This window comes from Ruegeria sp. CF8 (assembly GCF_056537285.1).
Genome location: NZ_JBQFRG010000012.1, coordinates 111,780 through 135,611 on the forward strand (window position 1 = coordinate 111,780; position 23,832 = coordinate 135,611).

28 protein-coding genes are annotated in these 23,832 nt (G+C 56.5%); 13 read left to right on the plus strand and 15 right to left on the minus strand.

The window, feature by feature from the left end; genetic code table 11:
- Window positions 1–26: 26 nt before the first annotated feature.
- Together ACR0EV_RS21720 and ACR0EV_RS21725 are read right to left on the minus strand one after the other, a co-directional pair.
- Window positions 27–416 carry a VOC family protein gene (locus tag ACR0EV_RS21720; RefSeq protein WP_480801999.1) on the minus strand — a complete coding sequence of 130 codons (390 nt, stop codon included), beginning with the start codon at window positions 414–416 and terminating at the stop codon, window positions 27–29.
- Window positions 417–553: 137 nt separating this feature from the next.
- A complete protein-coding gene (locus ACR0EV_RS21725; protein WP_480802000.1) occupies window positions 554–799 on the minus strand; it encodes a hypothetical protein in 246 nt (81 codons plus the stop codon).
- Between the two features lie 198 nt (window positions 800–997).
- Here ACR0EV_RS21725 and recO point away from each other — a divergent pair, with 198 nt between their 5' ends.
- Window positions 998–1,723: a DNA repair protein RecO gene (gene recO, locus ACR0EV_RS21730; RefSeq protein WP_480802001.1), complete on the plus strand. Its 726-nt coding sequence runs from the start codon at window positions 998–1,000 to the stop codon at window positions 1,721–1,723.
- Here recO and ACR0EV_RS21735 read toward each other — a convergent pair.
- The 3 genes from ACR0EV_RS21735 to ACR0EV_RS21745 form a co-directional block, all read right to left on the minus strand.
- Window positions 1,707–2,099: an META domain-containing protein gene (locus ACR0EV_RS21735; protein WP_480802002.1), complete on the minus strand. Its 393-nt coding sequence runs from the start codon at window positions 2,097–2,099 to the stop codon at window positions 1,707–1,709. The genes recO and ACR0EV_RS21735 overlap by 17 nt on opposite strands.
- A gap of 37 nt (window positions 2,100–2,136) precedes the next feature.
- Window positions 2,137–2,691: a hypothetical protein gene (locus ACR0EV_RS21740; RefSeq protein ID WP_480802003.1), complete on the minus strand. Its 555-nt coding sequence runs from the start codon at window positions 2,689–2,691 to the stop codon at window positions 2,137–2,139.
- Between the two features lie 236 nt (window positions 2,692–2,927).
- On the minus strand, window positions 2,928–4,619 hold the full coding sequence (locus ACR0EV_RS21745; protein ID WP_480802004.1) for an acyl-CoA dehydrogenase family protein: 1,692 nt from the start codon (window positions 4,617–4,619) through the stop codon (window positions 2,928–2,930).
- Between the two features lie 144 nt (window positions 4,620–4,763).
- Here ACR0EV_RS21745 and ACR0EV_RS21750 point away from each other — a divergent pair, with 144 nt between their 5' ends.
- Entirely contained in the window at window positions 4,764–5,528 is a 765-nt protein-coding gene (locus tag ACR0EV_RS21750; protein WP_480802005.1) for a sulfite exporter TauE/SafE family protein, read from the plus strand.
- Window positions 5,529–5,532: 4 nt separating this feature from the next.
- Here ACR0EV_RS21750 and ACR0EV_RS21755 read toward each other — a convergent pair whose 3' ends face one another.
- From ACR0EV_RS21755 to ACR0EV_RS21765, 3 genes are all read right to left on the minus strand, one after another.
- Window positions 5,533–6,084, minus strand: coding sequence for a hypothetical protein (locus ACR0EV_RS21755; RefSeq protein ID WP_480802006.1), 552 nt, complete (start codon window positions 6,082–6,084; stop codon window positions 5,533–5,535).
- A gap of 27 nt (window positions 6,085–6,111) precedes the next feature.
- Window positions 6,112–6,402 carry a hypothetical protein gene (locus tag ACR0EV_RS21760; protein ID WP_480802007.1) on the minus strand — a complete coding sequence of 97 codons (291 nt, stop codon included), beginning with the start codon at window positions 6,400–6,402 and terminating at the stop codon, window positions 6,112–6,114.
- 375 nt (window positions 6,403–6,777) lie between these two features.
- Window positions 6,778–8,376: a phosphoenolpyruvate carboxykinase gene (locus ACR0EV_RS21765; protein WP_480802008.1), complete on the minus strand. Its 1,599-nt coding sequence runs from the start codon at window positions 8,374–8,376 to the stop codon at window positions 6,778–6,780.
- Between the two features lie 342 nt (window positions 8,377–8,718).
- Between ACR0EV_RS21765 and ACR0EV_RS21770 the strand changes: the two genes are divergently transcribed.
- The 7 genes from ACR0EV_RS21770 to ACR0EV_RS21800 are packed head-to-tail and all read left to right on the plus strand — an operon-like array spanning window position 8,719 to window position 14,138.
- A complete protein-coding gene (locus ACR0EV_RS21770) occupies window positions 8,719–9,423 on the plus strand; it encodes a response regulator transcription factor (protein WP_171096072.1) in 705 nt (234 codons plus the stop codon).
- 31 nt (window positions 9,424–9,454) lie between these two features.
- The gene (locus tag ACR0EV_RS21775; RefSeq protein WP_480802009.1) at window positions 9,455–11,173 is read left to right on the plus strand and encodes an ATP-binding protein; all 1,719 of its coding nucleotides are present in this window, start codon (window positions 9,455–9,457) and stop codon (window positions 11,171–11,173) included.
- A gap of 3 nt (window positions 11,174–11,176) precedes the next feature.
- Window positions 11,177–11,647, plus strand: a complete 471-nt coding sequence (locus ACR0EV_RS21780; RefSeq protein WP_480802010.1) for an HPr kinase/phosphorylase — start codon at window positions 11,177–11,179, stop codon at window positions 11,645–11,647.
- Complete coding sequence (gene rapZ, locus ACR0EV_RS21785; RefSeq protein WP_480802011.1) at window positions 11,644–12,525, plus strand: RNase adapter RapZ; 882 nt, start codon at window positions 11,644–11,646, stop codon at window positions 12,523–12,525. The genes ACR0EV_RS21780 and rapZ overlap by 4 nt, the downstream gene beginning before the upstream one ends.
- Window positions 12,522–12,914 (plus strand): PTS sugar transporter subunit IIA, encoded by a 393-nt coding sequence (locus ACR0EV_RS21790; protein ID WP_480802012.1) that lies wholly within the window; start codon window positions 12,522–12,524, stop codon window positions 12,912–12,914. The genes rapZ and ACR0EV_RS21790 overlap by 4 nt, the downstream gene beginning before the upstream one ends.
- Before the next feature lie 16 nt (window positions 12,915–12,930).
- A complete protein-coding gene (locus tag ACR0EV_RS21795) occupies window positions 12,931–13,200 on the plus strand; it encodes an HPr family phosphocarrier protein (protein WP_480802013.1) in 270 nt (89 codons plus the stop codon).
- Between the two features lie 38 nt (window positions 13,201–13,238).
- Window positions 13,239–14,138 (plus strand): lysophospholipid acyltransferase family protein, encoded by a 900-nt coding sequence (locus ACR0EV_RS21800; protein WP_480802014.1) that lies wholly within the window; start codon window positions 13,239–13,241, stop codon window positions 14,136–14,138.
- A gap of 73 nt (window positions 14,139–14,211) precedes the next feature.
- Here the strand turns inward: ACR0EV_RS21800 and ACR0EV_RS21805 are convergent, their stop codons facing one another.
- Window positions 14,212–15,087, minus strand: a complete 876-nt coding sequence (locus ACR0EV_RS21805) for a 3-hydroxybutyryl-CoA dehydrogenase (RefSeq protein ID WP_480802015.1) — start codon at window positions 15,085–15,087, stop codon at window positions 14,212–14,214.
- Between the two features lie 164 nt (window positions 15,088–15,251).
- Between ACR0EV_RS21805 and ACR0EV_RS21810 the strand changes: the two genes are divergently transcribed.
- On the plus strand, window positions 15,252–16,055 hold the full coding sequence (locus tag ACR0EV_RS21810; protein WP_480802016.1) for a DUF6473 family protein: 804 nt from the start codon (window positions 15,252–15,254) through the stop codon (window positions 16,053–16,055).
- Window positions 16,056–16,113: 58 nt separating this feature from the next.
- On the opposite strand, the gene ACR0EV_RS21815 is transcribed toward ACR0EV_RS21810, so the two are convergent.
- The 6 genes from ACR0EV_RS21815 to ACR0EV_RS21840 all read right to left on the minus strand — a co-directional run bounded on the left by ACR0EV_RS21815 (window position 16,114) and on the right by ACR0EV_RS21840 (window position 20,392).
- Complete coding sequence (locus ACR0EV_RS21815) at window positions 16,114–17,043, minus strand: electron transfer flavoprotein subunit alpha/FixB family protein (RefSeq protein WP_171096056.1); 930 nt, start codon at window positions 17,041–17,043, stop codon at window positions 16,114–16,116.
- Window positions 17,043–17,801 (minus strand): electron transfer flavoprotein subunit beta/FixA family protein, encoded by a 759-nt coding sequence (locus ACR0EV_RS21820; protein ID WP_171096053.1) that lies wholly within the window; start codon window positions 17,799–17,801, stop codon window positions 17,043–17,045. Before ACR0EV_RS21820 ends, ACR0EV_RS21815 begins: the two co-directional genes overlap by 1 nt.
- A gap of 192 nt (window positions 17,802–17,993) precedes the next feature.
- Window positions 17,994–18,566, minus strand: coding sequence for a cob(I)yrinic acid a,c-diamide adenosyltransferase (locus ACR0EV_RS21825; protein WP_480802017.1), 573 nt, complete (start codon window positions 18,564–18,566; stop codon window positions 17,994–17,996).
- The gene (locus tag ACR0EV_RS21830; RefSeq protein ID WP_480802018.1) at window positions 18,567–18,770 is read right to left on the minus strand and encodes a twin transmembrane helix small protein; all 204 of its coding nucleotides are present in this window, start codon (window positions 18,768–18,770) and stop codon (window positions 18,567–18,569) included.
- A 77-nt stretch (window positions 18,771–18,847) separates the two neighbouring features.
- On the minus strand, window positions 18,848–19,675 hold the full coding sequence (locus ACR0EV_RS21835; RefSeq protein WP_480802019.1) for an SDR family NAD(P)-dependent oxidoreductase: 828 nt from the start codon (window positions 19,673–19,675) through the stop codon (window positions 18,848–18,850).
- A 69-nt stretch (window positions 19,676–19,744) separates the two neighbouring features.
- Window positions 19,745–20,392 (minus strand): SH3 domain-containing protein, encoded by a 648-nt coding sequence (locus ACR0EV_RS21840; protein ID WP_480802020.1) that lies wholly within the window; start codon window positions 20,390–20,392, stop codon window positions 19,745–19,747.
- 205 nt (window positions 20,393–20,597) lie between these two features.
- Between ACR0EV_RS21840 and parC the strand changes: the two genes are divergently transcribed.
- From parC to ACR0EV_RS21855, 3 genes are all read left to right on the plus strand, one after another.
- On the plus strand, window positions 20,598–22,946 hold the full coding sequence (gene parC / locus ACR0EV_RS21845) for a DNA topoisomerase IV subunit A (RefSeq protein WP_480802021.1): 2,349 nt from the start codon (window positions 20,598–20,600) through the stop codon (window positions 22,944–22,946).
- 89 nt (window positions 22,947–23,035) lie between these two features.
- Window positions 23,036–23,626, plus strand: a complete 591-nt coding sequence (locus ACR0EV_RS21850; RefSeq protein ID WP_480802022.1) for a hypothetical protein — start codon at window positions 23,036–23,038, stop codon at window positions 23,624–23,626.
- Window positions 23,627–23,741: 115 nt separating this feature from the next.
- A partial coding sequence (locus ACR0EV_RS21855) for a GTP-binding protein (RefSeq protein ID WP_215675807.1) occupies window positions 23,742–23,832 on the plus strand: 91 nt, incomplete at its 3' end.

Below are 23,832 nucleotides of genomic sequence, written 5' to 3' on the forward strand. Positions count from 1 at the left end.
GCCGATGCAAAGCTTGGTTTCAGCAGTCAGCCATCTTCACCCAGGTAAACAAAACTCATCTTGTTTCCGTCCGGGTCGCGCGCATAGGCACCAAAGAAATTGGGACCATATCGCGGGCGATCGCCCGGATCACCTTCGTTTGTCCCGCCATTGGCCAAAGCGGCTGCATGTGCTTCTTTCACTTCTTCTTTGCTTTGGCACGCAAGGCCAACCATATTGCCATTTCCAACAGTGGCGGCTTCTTGGTTGAACGGCGTCGCTACCCACATGCACCCACCGCCTCGCAGCTCGTAACAGACGGCATGAGGCATATATTCGGCGACGACTTTGCCGCCTATACTGGACACAACCGCGTCATAATACGTGCGTGCGTTAACAACGTCGTTTGAACCGATCATGACATAGTTAAGTGACATTGTTGGAATCCTCTAATGGAACATATAGAGAACATTAATGCCCGAGTTACGCCGGTGCAACGTGTTTCTTGAAATGCCACAGGTGCAGTACGACCTTGGGTATTTGCCTTTCAGTTTATGTGCAGTCACTGACTGAGCTATTTTTCCCGGCTCCATTCATCTTCGTATTCACCCAACACTCTGGACAGATGCAGCAGAGACGCAAAAAAGCGTGCGTAGACATCCCTCGACAACATGGGTTTGTTGTCATCCAACAGCTGCAATAAATCCACAACAGCCGAGGCAAAGGTGTCATAGACCTGCATGTCGGCAGCCGTTGGATCAGGAGTCCAGATTTTATGTTCGTCGTAAAAGGCGACGGGTTGCGGTTCGTCATCAGTCATAGCGCGGCCCCTTCTGTTTGAACTGCAAGTGGGGGATGGGCGATCAAGCGCAAGCCGTCTGGCGCGAAGTCACAAAACTATGGCGGTTGCGGAAAAAGAACCTCTTTCTGAAGAGAGTTAGAAGAGTTTCAACTCTTGCGTGGCTGTCCCGCTTGGGATTTTCTGCGGTCCAACTTAACCAGAGGTAAGGTCGAAATTTTGGACTGGCGCGATCACGGCATACTCCTGACTTCTCGACGCCATGGTGAAACCGCGGCGATAATCGAGGTCTTCACCGAGGCGCACGGGCGTCACGCCGGTGTGGTGCGCGGCGGAACCAGTCGCAAGATCGCGCCCATCCTGCAACCTGGCGCGCAACTGGACGTGTTATGGCGAGCTCGTTTGGAAGAACATATCGGCACCTTTCAGGTCGAACCTCTGCGGTCCCGTGCGGCGGCGGCGTTTTCAGGACGGCTGGCCTTGTCCGGGCTCAATACGGTTGTTGCGCTATTGTCGTTTTGTCTGCCTGAACGGGAACCACATCCGGCGCTTTACGCGAGGACGGAACAGTTGATGGACCTGCTGGGTCAGGATGAGATCTGGCCATTGGCATATCTGCGATGGGAATTGGCGTTGCTGGACGAACTGGGTTTTGGCCTTGATCTGACGGTCTGCGCCGCGACCGGTTCAACCGAAGAGTTGGTTTACGTGTCACCCAAAACGGGCCGCGCTGTGAGCGCAAATGGAGCCGGGAAGTGGGCAGACAAGCTTTTGCCGCTGCCTCCCTGCCTAAGGGGCGAGGGCACGGCACCGGATCTTGAGGTCGCAGAAGCCCTGCGCACAACCGGCTATTTCCTGGAAAACCGTGTTGCACCGTCGCTTGGGCACAATCCTCTGCCCGAAGCAAGGGCGCGGTTTGTGGATCAGGTCACTCGACGGCTGTGAAAACCATCTCGTGCCCCGCCTCATTGCGTAGGATCAGCACGTTGCCCGATACTTCGGACTGGGTCATGGCCATCAGGGCGGCAAAATAGATACCTTCGGCTTCAAGCCCGGAACAAGCGGCCCGCGTTGCCCTCAGGTCTTGGATCTCAAACCACGGGTAGGGCGCATTCAGCGTGCCGTTGTAACTGTTGCAGGGGGCGTTTCCGTCGATTTTCCCTTCCTCGGGAAACCGGAGCAACGCGCTGGCTTCATAAGGCTGCCCATCGATTTCTTGCAGGATCCATGTTTGATCCGCCGCGCCATAGGCAGCGACGGTTTCATCCTTTTCGCATTGGAACAAGGCGAGCAGGGGCAACGTAAAGATCAGGCGGGTCATCATAGGGTCTTAACCAATTAAGTGTAATTGGCAAACCTCAATAGGGGATAGCGCCGCTCAGCAATTCCTCCCGCACCTCAAGGCGGGGCCTCCAGTTGTACTTTGTGTCTTCACGCACCTGTGCCCAATACAATGCACCGCTGTTGCGCCACGGGTCCAGGATGATGCCTTTATCCATCGAATCCCCTTTGGCGCTGATCGACGCCGAATGATGGATGATCCGAAACTGCGTAGGCGGAGACGTGATCCAATGTAAATCAAGCGTGTTGAAGTTTTCCTGCCGCAGACGCGTGGTCATGGCCTGCGCCCAGTCATTGCAAAGGCCAAACTCACGAAAGCCGTTGGCGATCTTGGCGTTGTGGATGATGGCTGGATCCGTGATGTTCCATTCCCGCGCCAACTGCAGAGAATAGGTGTAGGAGATTGTGGCAGCCTGTTTCGCTTCGACGGGATCGACCTGTGGCCCGAGCGACTGGATGGCTTGTGTCAACGCGTCGATGTCGCTTTGGGTGGCGGTCGGCTGACTGACTGTGCAACCACCCAATACAAGTGCTGCAAGGGTCGACAAAAGCGCAAAGAATCGTCGAGTCATTTTATGCTCACCCTCACTCGGACGGGATTGGTTTCGCTCGGTGCTCTATCGGGGATCAAAGCGGATGCAAAGGGGAAGTTTGCCTAGTTAAGGACCTATGCGCGGGGGTGTGCCGGATGCATTTCTTTTTCCTCACAGAAGAATTGTGGACAGTGGCGCCTGCAAAGCCGCCCAACTAAAGAAAAAGACCCGGCACAGTGGCCGGGTCAGTTGGGGAAACGGGGTGCTGTAAACCGTTAGCCAAGCAGCCGGCGTGCGATGACCTGCGCTTGAATTTCAGCAGCCCCTTCGAAAATATTCAGAATGCGCGCGTCACACAGAACGCGACTGATCTTGTATTCCAGTGCAAAACCGTTGCCGCCATGAATCTGCAGCCCGTTGTCGGCTGCGGCCCAGGCCACACGGGCGCCCAGCAGCTTGGCCATTCCGGCTTCAAGGTCACAGCGCTGACCGTGGTCTTTCTCCCATGCGCTGAAATAGGTCAGCTGACGTGCAATCATGATTTCGACCGCCATCATCGCCAGCTTGCCAGACACACGAGGGAAGTTGATCAAAGACTTGCCGAATTGTTTGCGATCGATCGCGTATTGCATCGCGATGTCCAAGGCGCTTTGCGCCACACCGATCGCACGAGCCGCGGTTTGGATGCGGGCAGATTCGAAGGTTTCCATCAACTGCTTGAAACCTTTGCCTTCTTCGCCACCCAGCAGGTTCTCACCTTTGACGTGGAAGCCATCAAAGCCCAGCTCGTATTCTTTCATTCCGCGATAACCCAGAACTTCGATCTCGCCACCAGTCATACCGGGGGTGGGGAATGGGTTCTCGTCGGTGCCCGGGGTCTTTTCGGCCAGGAACATCGACAGGCCGCGGTGGTCGGTGCTGTCGGGGTTTGTTCGCGCCAGCAGAGTCATCACATGAGTGCGTGCCGCGTGTGTGATCCAGGTTTTATTGCCGGTGATCTGATAATCGCCGTTTTCATCCTTCACAGCGCGCGTGCGCAGGCTACCAAGGTCCGAGCCGGTGTTGGGCTCGGTAAACACGGCGGTGGGCAGGATCTCGGCGCTGGCCAGTTTTGGCAACCAGTTTGCCTTTTGCTCTTCCGTACCGCCCGCAATGATCAGCTCGGCCGCAATTTCGGATCGTGTACCCAACGAACCGACACCGATATAGCCACGCGACAGTTCTTCGGACACCACGCACATCGAGGCTTTGGATAGGCCGAACCCGCCGAATTCCTCGGGGATGGTCAGGCCAAAAACGCCCATTTCCGCCAGTTCTTCGATGACCTCCAACGGGATCAATTCATCCTTGAGGTGCCATTCATGGGCATGCGGTTCGACCTTTTCCTGCGCATAGCGGCGGAATTGGTCGCGGATCATCTCAAGTTCTTCGTCCAGACCAGAGGCACCGAACATGGTGGCGCCAGCCTGGTCTTGCATCAATTCTACCAGACGGCTGCGTGCAGCCTGAGAATTGGCCTGCGCCATCAGGGTCTGAACTTCGGTCGATTGAAAGCCCGACAGCGCGTCCCAGCCCAGCCCCATATCCTGAAGGCGTACGACTTCGCCCTGGTTCATTGGAATGCCACCGGCGACTTGATGCAGATATTCGCCAAACGCGATCTGGTGCAGCAGTTGTTCAACCTCGCCAAATTTTCCTTCGGCTTGCAGGGCCTCGGCCCAGCGTTGCATTTGCTGCAGCGACTGCGTGTAGGTAGCCAGCCAGGCCAGACCGTGCGCCGCTGTCTGGTTCGCCTCGATCAGAGCACCAGAGACGCGACCATCTGAAGTGACCATAGAGCGCACGGACTCGCGGGCCTTTTCAACGACAGCTTCTACCGCGGGCACGGCGGTCCGGGTCAAATCCAGAAGATCGGGCAAAACTGCAGCGGTTGTCATTTCGGTCATATCCTGTCCGTCGTGGGCCATGAATCGCGTCCTTTCCTCGGTCGTCTGGTCATATCATGCTGCACGTGCAGCGCAACAAAAATACTTATTACGCTACGAAAAAGTTCAAAAATTACCGGATTATTTTTGCAATGCAGAAGAATTCCCAGATGGTATCTAGGGGGCATGACCCTGTTTTCCATTCTTTCTCCGCAAGAACTGATACTTGCCATGGCAGTAGCTTTTGCTGCCGGATGGATTAAGGGCATTGTTGGTTTCGCCATGCCCATGGTCATGGTGTCAGGGCTGAATTCGTTCCTGACCCCCGAGTTGACCCTGGCCGGGCTTATCCTGCCGACTCTTGTGACAAACGGGCTTCAAGCTTTGCGCGGAGGCGCAGCGGCCGCTTATTCTTCGATCCTGCACTTTCGGGTATTTCTGATCGTCGGGGGCCTGATGTTGGTTCTCAGCGCGCAGCTTGTCACCATGGTCCCCAGTTCGGTTTCGTTGCTTTTGATCGGTGGTCTGGTTTCGGTTTTTTGTTTGTTTCAGGTTTTGGGGGTTCAGCTGGTATTGAACCAGCCATCCGCCCGCATAGAGGCTGCTGTGGGCGGTGTGGCGGGTTTTGCTGGCGGAATGTCCGGTGTTTGGGGGCCGCCAACTGTTGCTTATCTGATGGCTTTGAACACGCCAAAAAAGGAACAGATCCGCATTCAGGGCGTAATTTATGGGCTTGGCGCGGTACTTCTGTTGGCCGCACATTTGGGGTCAGGCATCTTGCGGGCAGAAACGCTTCCGTTTTCCGCTATCCTGATCCTTCCTGCCTTGGTGGGGATGTGGGTTGGCACCAGGCTGCAGGACCGAATCGATCAGGCCAGCTTTCGCAAGGCGACCCTGTTTGTGTTGTTGGTGGCTGGATTAAACCTGCTGCGGCGCGGATTGATGGGGTGATGTCTCAGCCACGTCGTTTGTCGGCAAAACGGAACGCGAAATAAAGTCCCAGCATCAGGAAGAACAAGCCCGAGATATCCCCGATCAAAAAGGCAATATATTCGACGGTTGCACTGCCGAAAGCCAGATTGGTCAGGCCCGAGACTAGGAAAGACGTGATGATGCCCACACCCATGACGCAGGCCCAGCAGGGTTTGCGGTCGGGCCGCGGGAACAGGTCCCATCCGATGGTTTTTAACAGATAGAACACTGCAGGAACGGTTGTGACCGCTATGGCAATGGCCAATAGGCGGCTGGGCAGGAAAACGTCAGTTCCCCCCAAGTAAGCAAAGACGATGAATACGCCCGGCAACAAGGCAAAGATCGCCCGCCACCCTAATAGCCACGCAGAAAGGACCCGCACGCCATGAGGCAGAAACAGAAGGCTCGCCCGGCTTGGATATTCCGGGAAGTACATATTCTGAAGAGGCATCAGAAAGGCGAATGTCAGGAATGACGCCACCACATAGGCCGACGAGGCCGCGAACGTATCAATTGCCCAAGCGCGCACGGACATTATCGGGCCGTGCGTGTTGTACAGGCGTCATCTGGGTGCATTAACGATATACCGCCCCCGATTGGCGCTGCCGCTTTGCGAAAGGTATCCTTTTTGAACCAGCGACTTCAGTGCGCGGAAAAAGGTCGGGCGCGAAACGCTTTGAACCAAGGTATGCTCGATCAAACCGAATGTACGTACTTCTTTATCAGATTTTGACAGTTCTTCCGCTGCGTAATAGATGTCGCGCTCAACCGGAGATAGTTTTTCCAGACCAAGGGTCCGCTCCATGCTTTGCATCAATTTGCGAAGTTCGGTGAGTTTCGAGATTTCCGTCATGTTTTTCCTGCAATTTCCTGAGCCAACTGTCGTCTGTCTGCGACCATTTGAGCCACACTGGTCCTAAGAATACCCAGCGAGTCCCATGTTGACACTCATCCCCATTTAAATAGACTAGGTGCCTGATTAGGTTGCTCAATCCCGCGATGTGAGTGTACGCTTTTGAGCTGCCACAAAGTCCTTTCAGTCAATGCCCGGCGCTGATGTGCCGGGCTTTTTCGTCTCATTGAGACTAACAGGTAACCCAGATCGCAATTTGAAACAACGCACTTGTATGTGCTTTTTGTGACATACAACTAAGGGTAGATTGAACTCGTGTTTGCCTAAAACAAACAAGGGGCCCGCAGGCCCCTTGTTTCTTTATCCAGCACCTCGTTAGCCTATCGCAACGGCTTTGATGTCATCGTCGATGAATGGCAGGTATTGCTCGAAGTTTTCGGCAAACATTTGAACCAGTTTCTCGGCTTGTTTGTCGAACGCGGCCTGATCGTCCCAAGTGCGTCGTGGGTCCAATAGCACCTCGGCGACACCAGGTACGGAAACCGGTACGTCAAAGCCGAAATTGGCGTCTTTACGGAACTCAGCATCGCGCAGTGAACCGTCCAGAGCCGCCGTCAGCAACGCGCGGGTCGCCTTGATCGGCATCCGACTGCCTACGCCATAAGCGCCACCGGTCCAGCCGGTGTTCACCAACCAACAGGTCGCGCCATGCTGGGCGATCTTGTCCCGCAACAGATTACCGTATTCTTCCGGACGGCGCGGCATGAACGGTGCGCCAAAGCAGGTCGAGAACGTGGGTTGCGGCTCAGTCACGCCACGCTCGGTTCCCGCAACCTTCGAGGTGAAGCCCGAGAGGAAATGATACATCGCCTGTGCCGGGGTCAGCCGCGCGATCGGAGGCAGAACACCAAAGGCATCACAGGTCAGCATGATGATGTTCTTTGGGTGACCGCCCAAAGCGCTGCTGGATGCGTTCGAGATATACTCCAACGGATACGCGCAGCGCATGTTGGCAGTCAGTGAATCGTCGTCGAAATCCAGCTCTTTGGTCTCGGGGTCGAAAACCATGTTCTCGATGACGGTGCCGAATTTACTGGTGGTCGCGTAGATTTCCGGCTCGGCCTCGGCGTTGAGGTTGATTGTCTTGGCATAACAGCCGCCTTCGAAGTTGAAGGTGCCGCGATCCGACCAGCCGTGTTCGTCGTCTCCGATCAGAACGCGGGCCGGGTCAGCCGACAAAGTCGTTTTGCCGGTGCCTGACAGCCCGAAGAATACTGCGGTATCAACCGGGTTGCCAACGGCATGGTTGGCCGAGCAATGCATCGGCATCACACCTTTTTCCGGCAACATGTAGTTCAGCAGTGTAAAGACGGATTTCTTGTTCTCACCTGCGTATTCGGTGCCACCGATCAGAATCAGCTTACGATCAAAATTCAGCGCAATCACCGTTTCACTACGGCAGCCGTGCTTGGCAGGATCCGCTTGGAAGCTGGGGCAGTTGATAATGGTGAAGTCGGCTGTGAAGTCATCCAGATCCTCGCGATCCGGACGACGCAGCAAGTGGCGTATGAAAAGATTGTGCCAGGCCAGCTCGGTGACCATGCGCACTTTGATTGCGTATGCGGGGTCAGCACCGCCGACGAGATCCTGCACGAAGTAGTCGCGGCCTTTCATATGGGCCAGCATGTCTTCGTACAGCGCGTCAAAGCCTTCGGGGCTCATTTCGGCGTTGTTTTCCCACCAGATGGTGTCGGCGACACTGTCGGTTTTGACGACGTGCTTGTCCTTGGGCGAGCGACCGGTGAACTTGCCGGTGGTGACCAGAAACGCGCCACCGTTGCCAAGTGTGCCTTCGCCGCGCTTCAGTGCCTCTTCGATCAGCGCCGGTTCCATGAAGTTGTAATAGACATTGCCCAGACCCTCGATGCCCTGATTTTCGAGGCGGAATTGCGGGTTAACCCGTCCAGATGTCATGTGTGTCTTCTCCTGTGGCGGCGCGTGGGCTTTGACCGTTAGCGCCATTGGGGCAGTGAGCCGGGCAAACCGGCGGCTGGGCGCGTCTTATCACGGTCATTTGGGGCATGAACAGGCGGGTTGACGCAGTTAGCGCAACCAAGTCCGAGTTTAGCGCCACCACAAATTCAATGTTCGAAAAGAGGGCAGATTTTTGCGGGCATAAAGGCAAATATGCCGCAGACCTGCCGCAACAAAGGCACGATTCGAGGTTACGGATTGATTCGGCGTCTTAAAACCGCCAACAATGCCTTACAAATAAGCGAATTATTGCGCGAGTGAGCAGGAATAGGGGTGAGCCCGATGTCAAAGATTGCACTGGTGGATGACGATAGAAACATTCTGACGTCCGTATCCATGACCCTTGAAGCCGAAGGTTTCGAGGTTGAAACTTATAATGATGGCCAAGCCGCGTTGGATGCGTTCAACAAAAAGCTGCCGGATATGGCTGTGCTCGATATAAAAATGCCTCGGATGGATGGCATGGATCTGCTGCAGCGGTTGCGTCAGAAAACGCAGATGCCAGTGATCTTCCTGACCTCGAAAGATGACGAGATCGACGAGGTTCTTGGTCTGCGTATGGGCGCAGATGACTATGTAAAAAAGCCGTTCTCGCAGCGGTTGCTGGTGGAACGCATCCGTGCGTTGCTGCGCCGGCAAGAGGCAACAAGCGGCGATGCAGTGGCCGCCAACAGTAGTGACACCAAGGTTATGGAACGCGGTGACCTACGGATGGATCCTTTGCGCCATGCCGTAAGCTGGAAAGGGAATGACGTGTCCCTGACCGTGACAGAGTTCTTGTTGTTACAAGCGCTTGCCCAGCGACCGGGCTTTGTCAAAAGCCGTGATCAGCTGATGGATGTGGCTTACGATGATCAAGTTTATGTGGACGACAGGACAATCGACAGCCACATTAAACGCCTACGCAAGAAAATGCGCGCAGCCGACCCCGAGTTCTCGGCGATCGAAACCCTGTATGGTATCGGTTACCGGTACAACGAAGAATAGGCGCGACGCCTGTAAGAGGTAATGGGCTCTCGTGCGCGACACCGAAGAAGCCAGAGAACTGCGCGACGGTGACGTCGTTCTTGGGGATGACTGGGTCATCCCCCAGGATCCCGATTCTGCCGAGCTGAGGGAAAAACGTTCCCGGAGGAACCTGTTTTCTCTGCGCGGATCGCCTTTGGCTCGCAAAATCATCACGTTCAATCTGATCGCCTTGGTGATTCTGGTCACCGGCCTGCTGTATCTGGACGATTCGCGCAAAGAAAAGGTGCAGCAAACCGCGCGCAATCTGCTGGGCGACGCGCAGTTGGTCAGCAACGTTTTTGAAACTCAGTTGCGACAGGGCGCGCAGAGCACGGCGCAAAATGCTGGCAACTTGGACGTCAAGGATACGCTTTCAGGACTCACACTGCCCGAAGGCGGCGAAGTCTTTGTCTATGACGCAAGTGGCACTCTGATCGGTTGGACGCGTGGCGCGCCACAAATCTCTGACATGCCGGTGCTTCTTCGTTCGGAGTCCGAAGTGCAAACTGGCAGCACTGTCATCAGCGATACGCTGAATGCGGTGTGGATTGGCCTGTCCAACCTGTTCAACTGGTCGACCAAGACGGAATCTCCGACGCTGGCACAACGTGTTCAGGCGATTATTCCGCAAGCTCTGGAAGGTCAAGTGCAGGTCCAAGCGGTGCAAGACAGCGCGGGGGACACGGTGATCGTTGCGGCCGCACCAATCCTGTATGCGGATAACCCGGCCGGTGCGGTTGCCATCACCGGGCCGGCAGGGGAAATCGACGCGCTGGCCCGCCGCGAACAGGAACGCATTCTTCAGATGTTTGTGGTGGCCCTTCTGGTTTCCGTAGGTCTCAGCCTCGTGCTGGCCTCGACCATCGCCAACCCTTTGGCTGATCTGGCGGCGGCGGCTGAAATGGGCAAGGACCGCGGTACGGGGGTCAACCCCGGTCGTATCCGCATTCCGGATCTTAGCGCGCGCCCGGACGAAATTGGGCGGCTCAGCCGTGCGCTGCGGGGTATGGTGACTGCGCTCTACAATCGGATCGACGCGAATGAACAGTTCGCCGCTGACGTGGCCCATGAAATCAAAAACCCCTTGGCCAGCCTGCAATCTGCCGTTGGCACCCTGCGTATGGTCAAACGAGAAGATCAGCGCGACAAGTTGCTGGATGTGATTGAACATGACGTCCGGCGTCTGGACCGTCTGGTCAGCGATATCTCGAACGCCTCGCGTCTTGACGCGGAACTGGTCAAAGAAGAAGAGCAACCCTTTGACCTTCTCAAGCTGCTGGGCAATCTGGGCCAATACTTGGGTGAGGATGCACGCTCCAAAGGCATCGACTACATCACTGACCTTCCATCTGAACCGATTGTCATCAATGGGCTCGAAGCCCGACTGGCGCAGGTTTTCGTCAACCTCATCACCAACGCCATTTCCTTCTGCGAGGAAAGCGATGCCATCCGCGTCTGGGTTCGTCAGCGCGACAATCGCGTTTTGGTCGTTGTTGAGGATACAGGTCCCGGCATTCCCGAACAGGCGCTGACCAAAGTGTTCAAGCGCTTCTACTCGCAGCGCCCGGCCGAGCACTTCGGCAATAACTCGGGCCTTGGTCTTGCGATCTCAAAGCAGATTGTCGAGGCCCATGGGGGTGTGATCTGGGCCGAAAACATACGTCCGACCGAGGCCGACATCACCTCGGATCCTCTGGGGGCGCGTTTCGTGGTGGGGCTGCCCGTTTAACCGATGCAAACCAATTTGCTGTCAGACGCCAAAAACATGGACAAGGCGTGCGTTCACGCCTCTTGTGTTTCGGTTGAAGGGCGTGGCGTGTTGATCATAGGTGCATCTGGCACGGGTAAATCCGGGTTGGCCTTGCGGATGATGGCCTTTGGGGCAGACTTGGTTGCAGATGATCGCGTGATCCTTGAAATGGTCGAAGAGCGGGTCATTGCGTCCGCCGTTCCACACCTGCGCGGCTTGATCGAAGCACGCCACATCGGCCTTCTCAAAACCCAGACGGTCGAGTCAGCTCCGGTGAGTTATGTCGTGGATATGGCACAGAACGAGCCCGCACGGTTTCCCGAACAAATCACCGCTCAAGTCCTGAGGCAAACTGTTCCCTTGCTTCGAGGCGCTGGCGTCCCCAATTTGGCAGCAGCATTAATGCAGTTGCTTAAAAATGGGCGTGCAAACGCAGAATGGCCGAACACATGACTTCACAACGGCGGATCGTATTGGTCACAGGCCCATCAGGCGCAGGCCGGTCCACCGCGATCCACGTACTGGAAGATCTTGGCTTCGAGGCAATTGATAACCTGCCTATGGGGTTGTTGCTGCGCCTGCTCGATAGTGCCGATAGCGAGCGTCCGATGGCGCTGGGCGTTGATGCCCGCAATCGGGATTTTTCGACCATCGGGTTTATCGAGTTGGCCGAAAAACTGGGTCGCATGGCGCAAGTGGATCTGACGGTTCTGTATCTGGATTGCAGTGATGACGTTCTGCTGCGTCGGTTTTCGGAAACCCGTCGCCGCCACCCAGTCGCAAGAGATGCAAGCCCGGAAACTGGCATCCGGCGTGAAAAAGAACTTCTGGCCCCGATCCGCGAGATTGCCGATACGCTGATCGACACCAGCCTTTTGAACGTGCATCAGTTGCGTGAAGAGGTTGAAACCTGGTTTGCACCCAAGGGCGGGCGGCACCTTGCGGTTTCGATCGAATCCTTCTCGTATAAACGCGGGTTGCCGCGCGGTTTGGATATGGTGTTCGACTGCCGGTTCCTTGCCAATCCCTACTGGCGCCCTGAGCTGCGTGCAGCGGATGGTCGACACCCGGATGTCGCGCACTATGTGCAATCGGACACGACCTATTTGCCGTTTTTTGAACGTGTCATGGATCTGCTAGATCTTTTGTTGCCTGCATTTCGGGCCGAAGGTAAAGCGCACCTGTCTGTGGCCTTTGGGTGTACCGGGGGGCAACACCGCTCTGTTGCAATGGCCGAAGCCGTGGCAAAGGCCCTTGCCGAAGGTGGCCAGCAAGTGGCAATTAGGCATCGCGAAATGGAACGCCGGACGTTGAATGTGAGGTCGGATTGATCGGAATTGTGATCGTTGCGCATGGGGGGTTGGCTCAGGAATACCTGGCCGCCACACAGCATGTCGTTGGGCCGCAACCCGGTCTGGTGGCCATTGCAATCGAAGCTGAACACGACCGTGACGCCAAACAGGCTGAGATCTGTCAGGCTGCGGACAGTGTAGACATGGGCGATGGTGTTGTTGTTGTCACCGATCTGTTCGGCGGAAGTCCGTCGAATCTCAGCCTAAGGGCCTGTGCGCCTCAGGATCGACGCATTCTTTACGGCGCCAACCTTCCTATGCTGATAAAATTGGCCAAAAGCCGCCACCTGCCCATCGGCGACGCCGTGCGTCAGGCGATGGAGGCTGGACGGAAATACATAAATGCACAAAATGTGACATTGGAATAAGACCGGATTGACGACCATGACCAACCGAAGCTTTAAAATCATTAATGAAAAGGGCCTGCACGCCCGCGCCTCGGCTAAGCTGGTCGAGGTCGTGGAAGGGTTCGATGCCCATGCTGAAGTGTCTAAAGACGGACTTTCTGCCTCAGGTGACAGCATTATGGGTCTTTTGATGTTGGCAGCCTCGCGCGGAACAACTATTGACGTCGAGACGTCCGGGCCGGATGCTGAGGCATTGGCGGAAGCTCTGGAAGCGCTTGTGAATGACAAGTTCGGAGAGGGGTTCTAATCCGCCCCGCCGCGACATGAAAACGGGAAGACCAGGAATTGGCGGAAACGACGCACGAGACCAAGACAAGCCCGGTGGTGGATGGGACCGCAGATGAGGGCGAAATCTACGACCGTAGAACCCTGACCTATGCGAACTCGTTTGACGATGCCTGGACCTCGACCGCCATTCGGGCGATTGAGTGGTGCACAGGTAAGCTGACCATTTTGCGCATGGTCAACAAATTCGAAAAAAAGAACGAATACTACCGCGGCCAGCGGTTCTGGGGTGGTGCCCTCACAACTATGGGAATCGACCTGACCACACCACAGGAACAAATTGCCCGTATTCCCAAAACCGGCCCCGTCGTAGTTGTCGCCAACCATCCGCACGGTATGGTCGACGGCATGATTTTGGCTGAACTGATTGGACGGGTGCGCAGCGATTACCGCATTCTGACCCGTTCGGTTCTGACCGGGCTGGATGAGGCCGCGACGTCCTTCATGATCCCGGTGCCTTTCCCGCACGACCCCGAGGCGCAGGCCAAGATGCTGGAGATGCGCGGCAAGGCGATGGAGCACTTGAAGAATGGCGGTGTGGTGGCCTTGTTCCCTTCGGGCGTCGTCATGTCTTCGGATGACTGGTTTGGTCCCGCCATTGAGCGGGAGTGGAACGTGTTCACCGCCAAAATGATCCGTCGCTCGGGCGCGCAGGTGCTGCCGATTTTCTTCCCGGGTAGCAATTCGCGCTGGTACCAGATTGCCAATAAACTGTCGCCGATCCTGCGCCAGGGTTTGCTGCTGCATGAGATCGTGCGGTCCTGCAATAAACCGCAATCGCCGGTTATCGGCGAGGCGATCAGCGATGAAGACATGGAATTGCTCGAACGTGACCCGCGCGGCTTCATGGCTTGGCTAAGGGATCGCACAATGTCCTTGGGCCAATCTAACAAAGCCTGATCCGCTTCTTCATCTGGCTGAAAGCACCTCGGGGGTGAGCCCGGATGAAATTCGGGCGAGGGGGCTGGCCCCTTTATCGTGTCGGAACCGGAACCTCTCCGCGATAGTCGTAAAACCCACGCTCGGTCTTGCGACCCAGCCAGCCAGCCTCGACATATTTCGTCAACAGTGGGCAGGGGCGGTACTTGGTGTCTGCCAGACCGTCGTGCAAGACGTTCATGATCGCCAGGCAGGTGTCCAGCCCAATGAAGTCGGCCAGTTCCAGTGGTCCCATCGGATGATTCGCGCCCAGCTTCATCGACTGGTCGATGGATTGAACGCTGCCGACCCCTTCATACAGGGTATAAACAGCCTCGTTGATCATCGGCATCAAAATGCGGTTGACGATGAAGGCAGGGAAATCTTCGGCACTTGCAGCCGTTTTGCCGAGGCGGTCGACAACAGCCTTGCAAGCGCTGAATGTCTCTTCGTCTGTGGCGATGCCCCGGATCAGTTCGACCAGTTGCATGACCGGTACCGGGTTCATGAAATGAAACCCCATGAACCGCTCTGGCCGGTCAGTGCGGCTGGCCAGACGTGTGATCGAAATGGATGACGTGTTGGAGGTCAAAATCGTATGTGGCAGCAGATGCGGCTGCAGGTCCTCAAAGATTGCCTGCTTGATCGTTTCCCGCTCGGTCGCGGCTTCGATGACCAGATCGGTTTGGCCTAGACGCGGCAGTTCAAGCGTTGTCGTAATACGTTTCAATGCACCCTGCATATCCTGGTCGCTGATCTTACCGCGAGAGGCTTGGCGCGCCATGTTGCCTTCGATAACTGACACGGCGTTGTTGAGCGCGTCTTGACTGACATCATTCAGCAAGACTTCGTATTCTGCCAATGCCAGAACATGGGCAATCCCGTTGCCCATCTGACCCGCGCCAATCACTCCGATCGATTTTATTTCCATGCTCAGCTGCCTTTGCCCTGAAGGTTATCGCGACAGTATCGGCAGAGCGGGGCAGGCGGCAAGGGGATCGAACCTGTCAATTTTGCTTCAAATGCGCGCATTAGGGTTTTCTCAACACTTGAGGCCGCAAGATGGCAACTGGGTGAGAAAATGGGGGGCTTGATATGAGCTTTCATGAAACAAACAGAAGCGGGGACTCCGTTTGCCAGTACAAGGGTTCAAAACTTTGGTTCCGCGGTCCGGCCGGTGATCTGAACACCCCTTTTGTGGCGTGCCTGGGTGGAGAAGAGACCTTTGGTCGTTTTGTGGATCAACCGTTTCCAGCTGCGCTTGCCGAACAATTGGGGCAGTCCTGCATCAATTTCGGCAGCCTCTTTTGCAGTGCCGAAGCCTTCCTGGGTGATCGGGCGTTGTTGAACCTAATAAATGAGGCAGAAGTATGCGTTTTTCAAACACCCGATTTGGCATACCAGTCGAACCGCTTCTACCGGGTTCATCCGCGCCGGAATGATCGGTTTTTGGAACCTTCTCGGGACCTGCTACAGCTTTATCCCGAAGTTGATTTCACCGAGATTCATTTTGTGAGGCATTTGTTAAACAGGCTCCGCGCAGCACAAGACGAACGCTTCACCGCAATTGAACAAGAGCTGCGAGATGCTTGGGTGCGCACGACGTCCCATTTGTTACGTCAGATTGAACCGCAAGTCATCCTGCTTTGGCTGCATGTGCGCGGAGGGAAAGGGACACAAGGCGATTCTGTCTTGCCGGACGCTGCTTTGATCCAGCAGCTTCGACCCCTCTGTGCCAGCGTTGTCGAATGCTCGGTTTGCGTGACAGCGCAGTCAGGTGCATTGGAAGACGTGTTGTTTGGTACGCTGCAACAGCCGATGGCTGAGCATATGATTGGTCCTTCCGCGCACAGAGAAATTGCTGGTCACCTGCTTCCAGTATTGCGCGACCTGCAATAAAAAGACCCGCCATTGGGCGGGCCTTCAACTATCGTTTGTCAAAAACAGAGCTAATTGATTAGCCAAGTTTTTCGGTCAGTTCCGGCACTGCCTGGAACAGGTCGGCGACCAGGCCGAAGTCAGCGACCTGGAAGATCGGCGCTTCTTCGTCTTTGTTGATCGCAACGATGACCTTCGAGTCTTTCATACCAGCCAAGTGCTGGATTGCGCCCGAAATGCCGACAGCGACATACAGATCGGGGGCAACAACCTTACCGGTCTGACCCACCTGCCAGTCGTTCGGGGCATAGCCCGAGTCAACAGCGGCGCGCGACGCGCCAACAGCCGCGCCCAGCTTGTCGGCCAGAGTTTCGATCAGTTTGAAGTCCTCTTCCGAGCCGACGCCACGGCCGCCCGAGACAACAACGCCAGCCGAGGTCAGTTCAGGACGGTCGCTTTCGGCAACCTTGTCCTCGACCCACGACGACAGACCTTCAGAGGCCGGGACCGAGATAGTTTCGACCGGGGCCGAACCGCCTTCACCCGCCGCGTCGAAGGACGCGGTCCGCAGGGTGACAACCTTCTTGGCGTCGTTGGATTTCACGGTCTGAATCGCATTGCCCGCATAGATCGGACGCTCAAAAGTCGAGCCGTCAACTACACCGGACGCATCCGAGATTACCATGACGTCCAGCAGCGCGGCTACGCGCGGCATCACGTTCTTGGCGTCGGTGGTCGCAGGGGCCACGATGTGCTCGTAGCCATCGGCTAGCGACACGATCAGCGCCGCAGTCGATTCCGCCAGGCGGTGGCCCAGCGAGGCATCCTCGGCGACCAGAACCTTGGACACACCGTCGATCTTGGCGGCGGCCTCACCGGCAGCGGCGGCGGACCCACCTGCAGCCAGAACGGTCACATCGCCCAGAGCTTTCGCGGCGTTGACGGCCTTGGCGGTGGCGTCCATCGACAGCTCACCATTGTTGACTTCAGCCAGCAGAAGTACAGCCATTACACAGCCCCCGCTTCTTTGAGTTTCTCGACCAGCTCATCGACTGAGCCCACGACGATACCCGCAGCACGTGCCGGCGGCTCGTCAGTTTTGACAATCTCCAGACGCGGGGTGACGTCGACGCCGTAATCAGCGGCGGTTTTTTCATCCAGCGGCTTTTTCTTCGCCTTCATGATGTTCGGCAGCGACGCATAGCGCGGCTCGTTCAGGCGCAGGTCAACAGTGACGATGGTCGGCATCTTGACGCTGATGGTCTGCAGACCGCCATCCACCTCACGGGTGATCTTGGCGCTGTCGCCTTCGATGTCCAGCTCGGACGCGAAGGTGCCTTGCGACCAGCCCAGCAGAGCCGACAGCATCTGACCGGTGGCGTTCATGTCGTTGTCGATCGCCTGCTTGCCCGCCAGAACGATGCCCGGCTGCTCTTCCTCAACCACTTTGGCCAGGATCTTGGCAACAGCCAGCGGTTCGATGTCGGTGTGCACGTCATCAGCGGCCACAACCAGGATTGCGCGGTCTGCGCCCATCGCCAGCGCGGTGCGCAGTGTTTCCTGTGCTTGCTTGACGCCGATCGAAACGGCAACAACTTCGTCGGCTTTACCCGCTTCTTTCAGACGAATTGCTTCTTCAACCGCAATCTCGTCGAACGGGTTCATCGACATTTTCACATTGGCGAGATCAACACCGCTCCCATCCGCTTTCACGCGGACCTTAACGTTGTAGTCAATCACGCGCTTGACAGGCACCAGTACCTTCATTTTTGCGTATGCTCCTCAAAAAAACGGCAAGCCGCTGTGGCGACTCCACCAATGCTCTCGACGGACTAGATAGCGCCTGCGGCAGTGGCACAACAGAGCAAAATCGTCACGTCATGGCGTCGGGACGTCGCGTTTTGCGGTTTTTTTCGCAGAGGGGCGGGCGATGCCACCTGAATCCTCTGCAATTCGGGATCAGCGGTTCGCGCCAGGAACCCACAAAACGTCATCTTTGCCGTTGTTATTTGCGCAACGTGCGGCGACAAAGAACCAGTCGCTCAGGCGGTTGAGGTATTTGACCGCAACGTCGTTAACCGGCTCCATATTTGTCAATTCGACTGCCAGCCGTTCTGCGCGGCGCGACACTGTACGACAAACGTGCAAATGTGCAGCCAGACGCGATCCGCCCGGCAGGATGAAGCTGCGCAGCGGTTCGAGATGTTCGTTCATAGCATCGATTTCGGCCTCGAGCCGATCGATCTGAGACGGCACGATCCGCAGTGGCGGGTAGTCGGCCTCGGCGTCCTTGTCCATGTCCGGGCGGCAGAAATCTGCACCCAGGTCGAACAGGTCATTCTGAATGCGCGATAGTGCCGCGTCCGTTTCACCTTCGGCTTCGCTTCTGGCTACACCGACAAAGGCGTTCAATTCATCTACCGTGCCATACGCCGCAACACGGCCCGCGTATTTGGCCACGCGTTCACCATTGCCCAAGGCCGTTTTGCCGTCGTCGCCCGTGCGTGTGTAAATCTTGTTGAGAACGACCATTTATTGCACCCCTTGTCCGCGCAGATAGACGAATAGAACGATCAGCACCACGGCAATGAACTGAAAGAGGATACGCAGCCGCATCATCTTGTTGCTTTTCTTTGCGGCTTCCATGCCGCCTTTGCCGAAATTCGCAATGCCCAAGGTCAGCACAACGACAACCGCCGCCATAGCCAAAAGCAGTACGACCATCAAAAGGTCCATTTCAAGTCACCGTCCGGTTTTTTCGATTATGACCCATCTAGCGTTGACAGGTCAAAAAGCGAACGGGAAATTTCGCCTCAGATATCTGAGAGGATCCGGTCAGTGGCTTTTGTGGGTAAAATCCGCCGCAGCACGCCGGCCACATAGGTCGGTGTTGTCACATAATAACGCGGTTTGGGGCGTCGCGCTTCGACCGCGTGGGCCAGTTTGTTTGTCACCGCAGAGGCCGGTAACTCGAATTTGTCCGGCCCGCTGCTTTCATACAGACGTTTCAGCAAAGAAGCTTCGTATTTTGACCGAAGGGCCGAGTTTTCCCAGTCGATGTACTTTTCGAACATCGGAATCGCCTTTTCCCGTAGCTTCGACGTGATGGGTCCGGGTTCAATCAGAACCACATGGATGCCGGTGTCGCGCAATTCCAACCGCATCGTATCGGTCAGGCCCTCAATGGCATATTTGGTGGCAACATAAGCGCCTCTCCAGGGAAAGGCGACAAGGCCCAGAACCGAAGAACATTGAACAATTCGGCCGTGACCTTGTTCCCGCATAACGGGAATCACCTGGCGCGTCAGTTCGTGCCATCCGAAGACATTGGTTTCAAAGATATGGCGCAATCCGTCGGTCGGTACGTCTTCGACCGCTCCTGGCAAGCCGTGGGCGCCGTTGTTGAACAAAGCATCCAAAGTACCGCCCGTCGCTTCAAGTATGGATGACAATCCTGACGAAATGCTCTGGTGATCGGTATAGTCGATTCTTGGGCTGTCAAAACCTTGTGCGCGCAGTCGATCACAATCGCGCTGCTGGCGGCAAGATGCAAAGACGCGCCAGCCGCGTGCACGCATTCCGTGTGCCGCGTCCAGGCCGATGCCCGAAGAGCATCCCGTAATTAGAATCGATTTCTGCATAAGCCTTCCGCACATCTACCCCGCCAATAGCTATGGCGGTGTTTGCGGCAGGGCAATGACACTCTGGCGTCAGTTTGTTGTTTTCCGGACCAGTGATGCGGAAATCCACCCAACCTGTTGCCCCGGCAACACGCGCAGGCGCAGCCAGCCTGTGCCCGATTCGCTCAGCACTTCGACTTGTTGGCCAAGCCGGGCCTTGCCAATGATCGGGTAGATGGTTCCGGGGCCGTCTCGCATGTTGACACGGGTGCCCGAAATCTCGCGAATGTCCTTGGGTGTTTCAACGGTTGCCGAAAGGTCCACTGTTGGCAGTTCGGCATCTGTGGTGACTTGTTCAATCGAGGCGACGCCTTGTTCCAGCGATGCCAAGGTAAGAGTTACGTTCTCGTCGCTGAACAACGATGGGTTTGCCTTAAGACCGGCAGCAACCTGCGACAGCAGCGCTTTGGTTTCTTCTTCGCCCAGCTCGGCGACAGGTTCGGCAGTCACTTCCACCACTTCGGCAGTCATCGGCACCACAGGTTCAGATTTGATGGCCGCTTGTGTGACAAGGTTTTCAACTGGCGCAGGTTTAACCACCGGGACGGCAGGTTTTGGTGCAACAGCAACGCGTTCAGGTTTGGCTTCGCGCACTCCGCGCGGTTCAAAGTCGGGACCTCCGCTCATCACGTAAAAGGTCCAGCCGAGAGCGGCAAAAGTAACAAGTATCAGGCGCATAGTGGCCGTCCCCCAAGGTAATCGTAACAAAAATACAGGCAGCAATTATTCAATTGTTGGAATGGTAGCATAATAGTGGAGCTGAGTCGAAAGATGGGGGAAAACAATCAGCTGCCTCCCCCTGTTGCAAAAAGCGCGACTTGTCCCCAGCAAAATATCCGCTGCTTGCTTTACCAAGACGCGCTTGCGTCGTATCACATCATATATGAACGATACGATCGATGACCCCAACATGGAGGCCCCCGAAGGTGGGGGCGAGGTGGCCGAGCCGCTACGCCGCGCGATTGGTGAACGCTATCTGACCTATGCGCTCTCCACCATCATGCATCGCGCCTTGCCCGACGCGCGCGACGGGCTGAAGCCGGTTCACCGGCGAATCCTCTATGCGATGAGGGAACTGCGACTCAGTGCAACCGGAGGTTTTCGGAAGTCTGCCAAGATCTCGGGCGATGTGATGGGTAACTATCACCCCCACGGCGATGCCGCGATCTACGACGCGATGGCGAGATTGGCCCAGGACTTCAACGTCCGTTACCCGCTGGTCGACGGGCAGGGGAACTTCGGCAATATCGACGGCGATAACCCGGCGGCCTCGCGATACACCGAGGCGCGGATGACTATCGTTGCCGAAGCGCTGCTTGAGGGGTTGAACGAAGACGCCGTTGATTTCCGCGACAACTATGACGGCACCCTGACCGAACCGGTCGTGCTGCCCGCGCAATTCCCGAACCTGTTGGCCAATGGTGCCAGCGGTATCGCTGTGGGTATGGCGACGAACATTCCGCCGCACAACATTGCCGAACTTTGCGATGCCTGTCTGCATCTGATCAAGACACCGGATGCCCGCGACGATACGCTGCTGAACTACGTCCCCGGCCCGGACTTCCCGACCGGAGGCGTCATTGTCGAGCCGCCCGAGAACATCGCGCAGGCCTATCGCACCGGGCGCGGTTCGTTCCGGTTGCGTTGCAAATACGAGGTCGAAGATCTGGGGCGCGGCCAGTGGCAGATCATCGTCACCGAGATTCCGTATCAGGTTCAGAAATCCAAGCTGATCGAAAAGATCGCAGAGCTGATCCAGACCAAGAAAATCCCGATTCTCGCCGATGTGCGCGACGAATCCGCCGATGACATCCGGTTGATCCTTGAACCGCGCTCCAAGAACGTGGACCCCGAGGTGCTGATGGGCATGCTCTATCGCAACTCGGACCTTGAGGTGCGGTTCAGTCTGAACATGAACGTGCTGATCGACGGCGTCACGCCCAAGGTTTGCTCGATGAAGGAAGTGCTGCGCGCCTTCCTCGATCACAGACAAGAGGTGTTGATCCGCCGCTCGCGTCACCGCATGGCGAAGATCGACCATCGGTTGGAGGTGTTGGAGGGCTTTATCGTTGCTTTCCTGAATCTTGATCGTGTGATCGACATCATCCGCTATGACGACGACCCCAAAGCCGCGCTGATGCGCGAGGATTGGGGCATCGATCATGTCCGTGCCACCGACGAGTCTGATTACGTCACGCCCAAGCCGGGTGAGGGCGAACTGTCCGAGGTTCAGGTCGACGCCATCCTGAACATGCGCCTGCGCAGCTTGCGCCGTCTGGAAGAGATGGAACTTGTGCGTGAACGTGACGAGTTGATGCTGGAACGCGCCAACCTCGAAGACCTGCTGGCCGATCCCGCCCTGCAATGGGCCAAGATTGCCGAGCAGCTGAAAGAGACCAAGAAGACCTTCGGCAAAGACTACGAAGGCGGCGCACGTCGCACGCAGTTCGCCGAGGCCGGACAAGTCGAAGAAGTGCCGCTTGAGGCGATGATCGACAAGGAGCCGATCACAGTCGTCTGCTCTCAGATGGGCTGGATTCGCGCCATGACAGGCCATATCGACCTGAAGCGTGAATTGAAGTTCAAAGACGGCGATGGCCCGCGCTTCATCTTCCACGCGGAAACCACGGATCGCCTGCTGGTGTTTGCCTCGAATGGGCGATTCTACACGGTCAGCGCCGCTAACCTGCCCGGTGGACGGGGCATGGGCGAACCGCTGCGCCTGATGGTTGATCTGCCGAACGAGGCGCAGATCATCGATATCCTGATCCACAAGCCGGGGCGTAAGCTGCTGGTGGCCTCGGATGCAGGAAACGGGTTCATGGTGCCCGAGGATGACGTGCTGGCACAGACCCGCAACGGCAAACAGGTATTGAATGTAAAAGGCGACGAGACGGCGATGATCTGCAAGCCAGTCGCAGGAGATCACGTGGCGGTCGTGTCTCAGAACGGCAAATTCCTCGTGTTCCCAACAGAAGAACTGCCCGAGATGACCCGTGGCAAAGGTGTGCGCTTGCAGAAATACAACATGGCGCGCGGGCGGCAGGGTACGCTGGAGCTGGATGGCGGGTTGTCCGACATCACCACCTTCAACTGGGAAGAGGGCCTGAAATGGTCCATGGGCGGCGACAAAACCCGGCACGAGGCTGACATGTCCCAATGGCTGTCGAAACGCGCCAGCGTTGGGAAAAAGCCACCCTACGGTTTCCCGCGGGATTACAAGTTCTCGTGATCGCAAAAGTGGAAATCTGCCGATACGGGTTGGCACAAGCCGCATCGGTGCGCTAGATCAAAGAAAAACAGGCCTATCGAGACGAGACCATGTTGCGCATTCTGACCTTGATCACCGGATTGGCCCTGATGGGCGCTTGCACGCAGACGCAGTTGTACGAAGAGCCCGAGTCGTTGGGGGAATTCAAGCTGCGCGTCAACTACGCTTTCGCTGATAAGGCCGTTCAGGGACCGGTCAGCCGAGACGCCACCCCGGACGAATGGACCGCGGCGATTCAGAATGCGGTCGACATTCGGCTGGGACGCTATGAAGGGGCACAGGAATACGACATCGGCATCAGTCTGGAAGGCTATATGCTGGCCCCGCCCGGCATTCCCGTAATCTACAATCCCAAAAGCACCGCGATTGTGTTGGTCAATGTCTATGACGTTAAGAAAAAAGAGTTCCTGGCCAAAGGAAAGCAGTTTCAGGTGCTGGAAGACACAACGGGTGGAAGTGCTTTGAAAGGGTCAGGGCACGAGCGCACCAAGGAAGAACAAATGAGCGGTCTGGCCCTGAAAGTTGCGGACCGCGTCGAGGAATGGCTGGCCGAAGAACACCTTGAGAAAGGGTGGTTCGACAAGCGACCAGGCCTGATCCAGCCACTCGAGTCCGTTGAGGTCACGCAAAATCCGGCATGATTGGCGTATTTCGCTCAGGATGTGCTTGATTTTCCCCCCTGAACCAAATATCTCGCGCGCGCAGATGTAACCACGGGACCAAGGGTCCCCCAAAGCACAAAAGGGCGCCTGAGGAATGGCAAAGGAAAAGTTTGAGCGTACAAAACCGCACGTCAACATCGGCACGATTGGCCACGTTGACCATGGTAAAACGACGCTGACCGCAG

What these genes read in the sequence shown, in the direction of transcription:
- ACR0EV_RS21835 (WP_480802019.1), bottom strand. Translation starts at nt 19,675, where the DNA reads ATGCAGAAATCGATTCTAATTACGGGATGCTCTTCGGGCATCGGCCTG.
- ACR0EV_RS21815 (WP_171096056.1), bottom strand. Translation starts at nt 17,043, where the DNA reads ATGGCTGTACTTCTGCTGGCTGAAGTCAACAATGGTGAGCTGTCGATG.
- ACR0EV_RS21760 (WP_480802007.1), bottom strand. Translation starts at nt 6,402, where the DNA reads ATGACGGAAATCTCGAAACTCACCGAACTTCGCAAATTGATGCAAAGC.
- ACR0EV_RS21725 (WP_480802000.1), bottom strand. Translation starts at nt 799, where the DNA reads ATGACTGATGACGAACCGCAACCCGTCGCCTTTTACGACGAACATAAA.
- ACR0EV_RS21735 (WP_480802002.1), bottom strand. Translation starts at nt 2,099, where the DNA reads ATGACCCGCCTGATCTTTACGTTGCCCCTGCTCGCCTTGTTCCAATGC.
- ACR0EV_RS21820 (WP_171096053.1), bottom strand. Translation starts at nt 17,801, where the DNA reads ATGAAGGTACTGGTGCCTGTCAAGCGCGTGATTGACTACAACGTTAAG.
- ACR0EV_RS21765 (WP_480802008.1), bottom strand. Translation starts at nt 8,376, where the DNA reads ATGACATCTGGACGGGTTAACCCGCAATTCCGCCTCGAAAATCAGGGC.
- ACR0EV_RS21780 (WP_480802010.1), top strand. Translation starts at nt 11,177, where the DNA reads ATGCAAACCAATTTGCTGTCAGACGCCAAAAACATGGACAAGGCGTGC.
- ACR0EV_RS21840 (WP_480802020.1), bottom strand. Translation starts at nt 20,392, where the DNA reads ATGCGCCTGATACTTGTTACTTTTGCCGCTCTCGGCTGGACCTTTTAC.
- ACR0EV_RS21720 (WP_480801999.1), bottom strand. Translation starts at nt 416, where the DNA reads ATGTCACTTAACTATGTCATGATCGGTTCAAACGACGTTGTTAACGCA.
- ACR0EV_RS21740 (WP_480802003.1), bottom strand. Translation starts at nt 2,691, where the DNA reads ATGACTCGACGATTCTTTGCGCTTTTGTCGACCCTTGCAGCACTTGTA.
- ACR0EV_RS21830 (WP_480802018.1), bottom strand. Translation starts at nt 18,770, where the DNA reads ATGGACCTTTTGATGGTCGTACTGCTTTTGGCTATGGCGGCGGTTGTC.
- ACR0EV_RS21750 (WP_480802005.1), top strand. Translation starts at nt 4,764, where the DNA reads ATGACCCTGTTTTCCATTCTTTCTCCGCAAGAACTGATACTTGCCATG.
- ACR0EV_RS21805 (WP_480802015.1), bottom strand. Translation starts at nt 15,087, where the DNA reads ATGGAAATAAAATCGATCGGAGTGATTGGCGCGGGTCAGATGGGCAAC.
- rapZ (WP_480802011.1), top strand. Translation starts at nt 11,644, where the DNA reads ATGACTTCACAACGGCGGATCGTATTGGTCACAGGCCCATCAGGCGCA.
- ACR0EV_RS21795 (WP_480802013.1), top strand. Translation starts at nt 12,931, where the DNA reads ATGACCAACCGAAGCTTTAAAATCATTAATGAAAAGGGCCTGCACGCC.
- ACR0EV_RS21810 (WP_480802016.1), top strand. Translation starts at nt 15,252, where the DNA reads ATGAGCTTTCATGAAACAAACAGAAGCGGGGACTCCGTTTGCCAGTAC.
- ACR0EV_RS21850 (WP_480802022.1), top strand. Translation starts at nt 23,036, where the DNA reads ATGTTGCGCATTCTGACCTTGATCACCGGATTGGCCCTGATGGGCGCT.
- ACR0EV_RS21745 (WP_480802004.1), bottom strand. Translation starts at nt 4,619, where the DNA reads ATGGCCCACGACGGACAGGATATGACCGAAATGACAACCGCTGCAGTT.
- parC (WP_480802021.1), top strand. Translation starts at nt 20,598, where the DNA reads ATGAACGATACGATCGATGACCCCAACATGGAGGCCCCCGAAGGTGGG.
- ACR0EV_RS21770 (WP_171096072.1), top strand. Translation starts at nt 8,719, where the DNA reads ATGTCAAAGATTGCACTGGTGGATGACGATAGAAACATTCTGACGTCC.
- ACR0EV_RS21825 (WP_480802017.1), bottom strand. Translation starts at nt 18,566, where the DNA reads ATGGTCGTTCTCAACAAGATTTACACACGCACGGGCGACGACGGCAAA.
- ACR0EV_RS21755 (WP_480802006.1), bottom strand. Translation starts at nt 6,084, where the DNA reads ATGTCCGTGCGCGCTTGGGCAATTGATACGTTCGCGGCCTCGTCGGCC.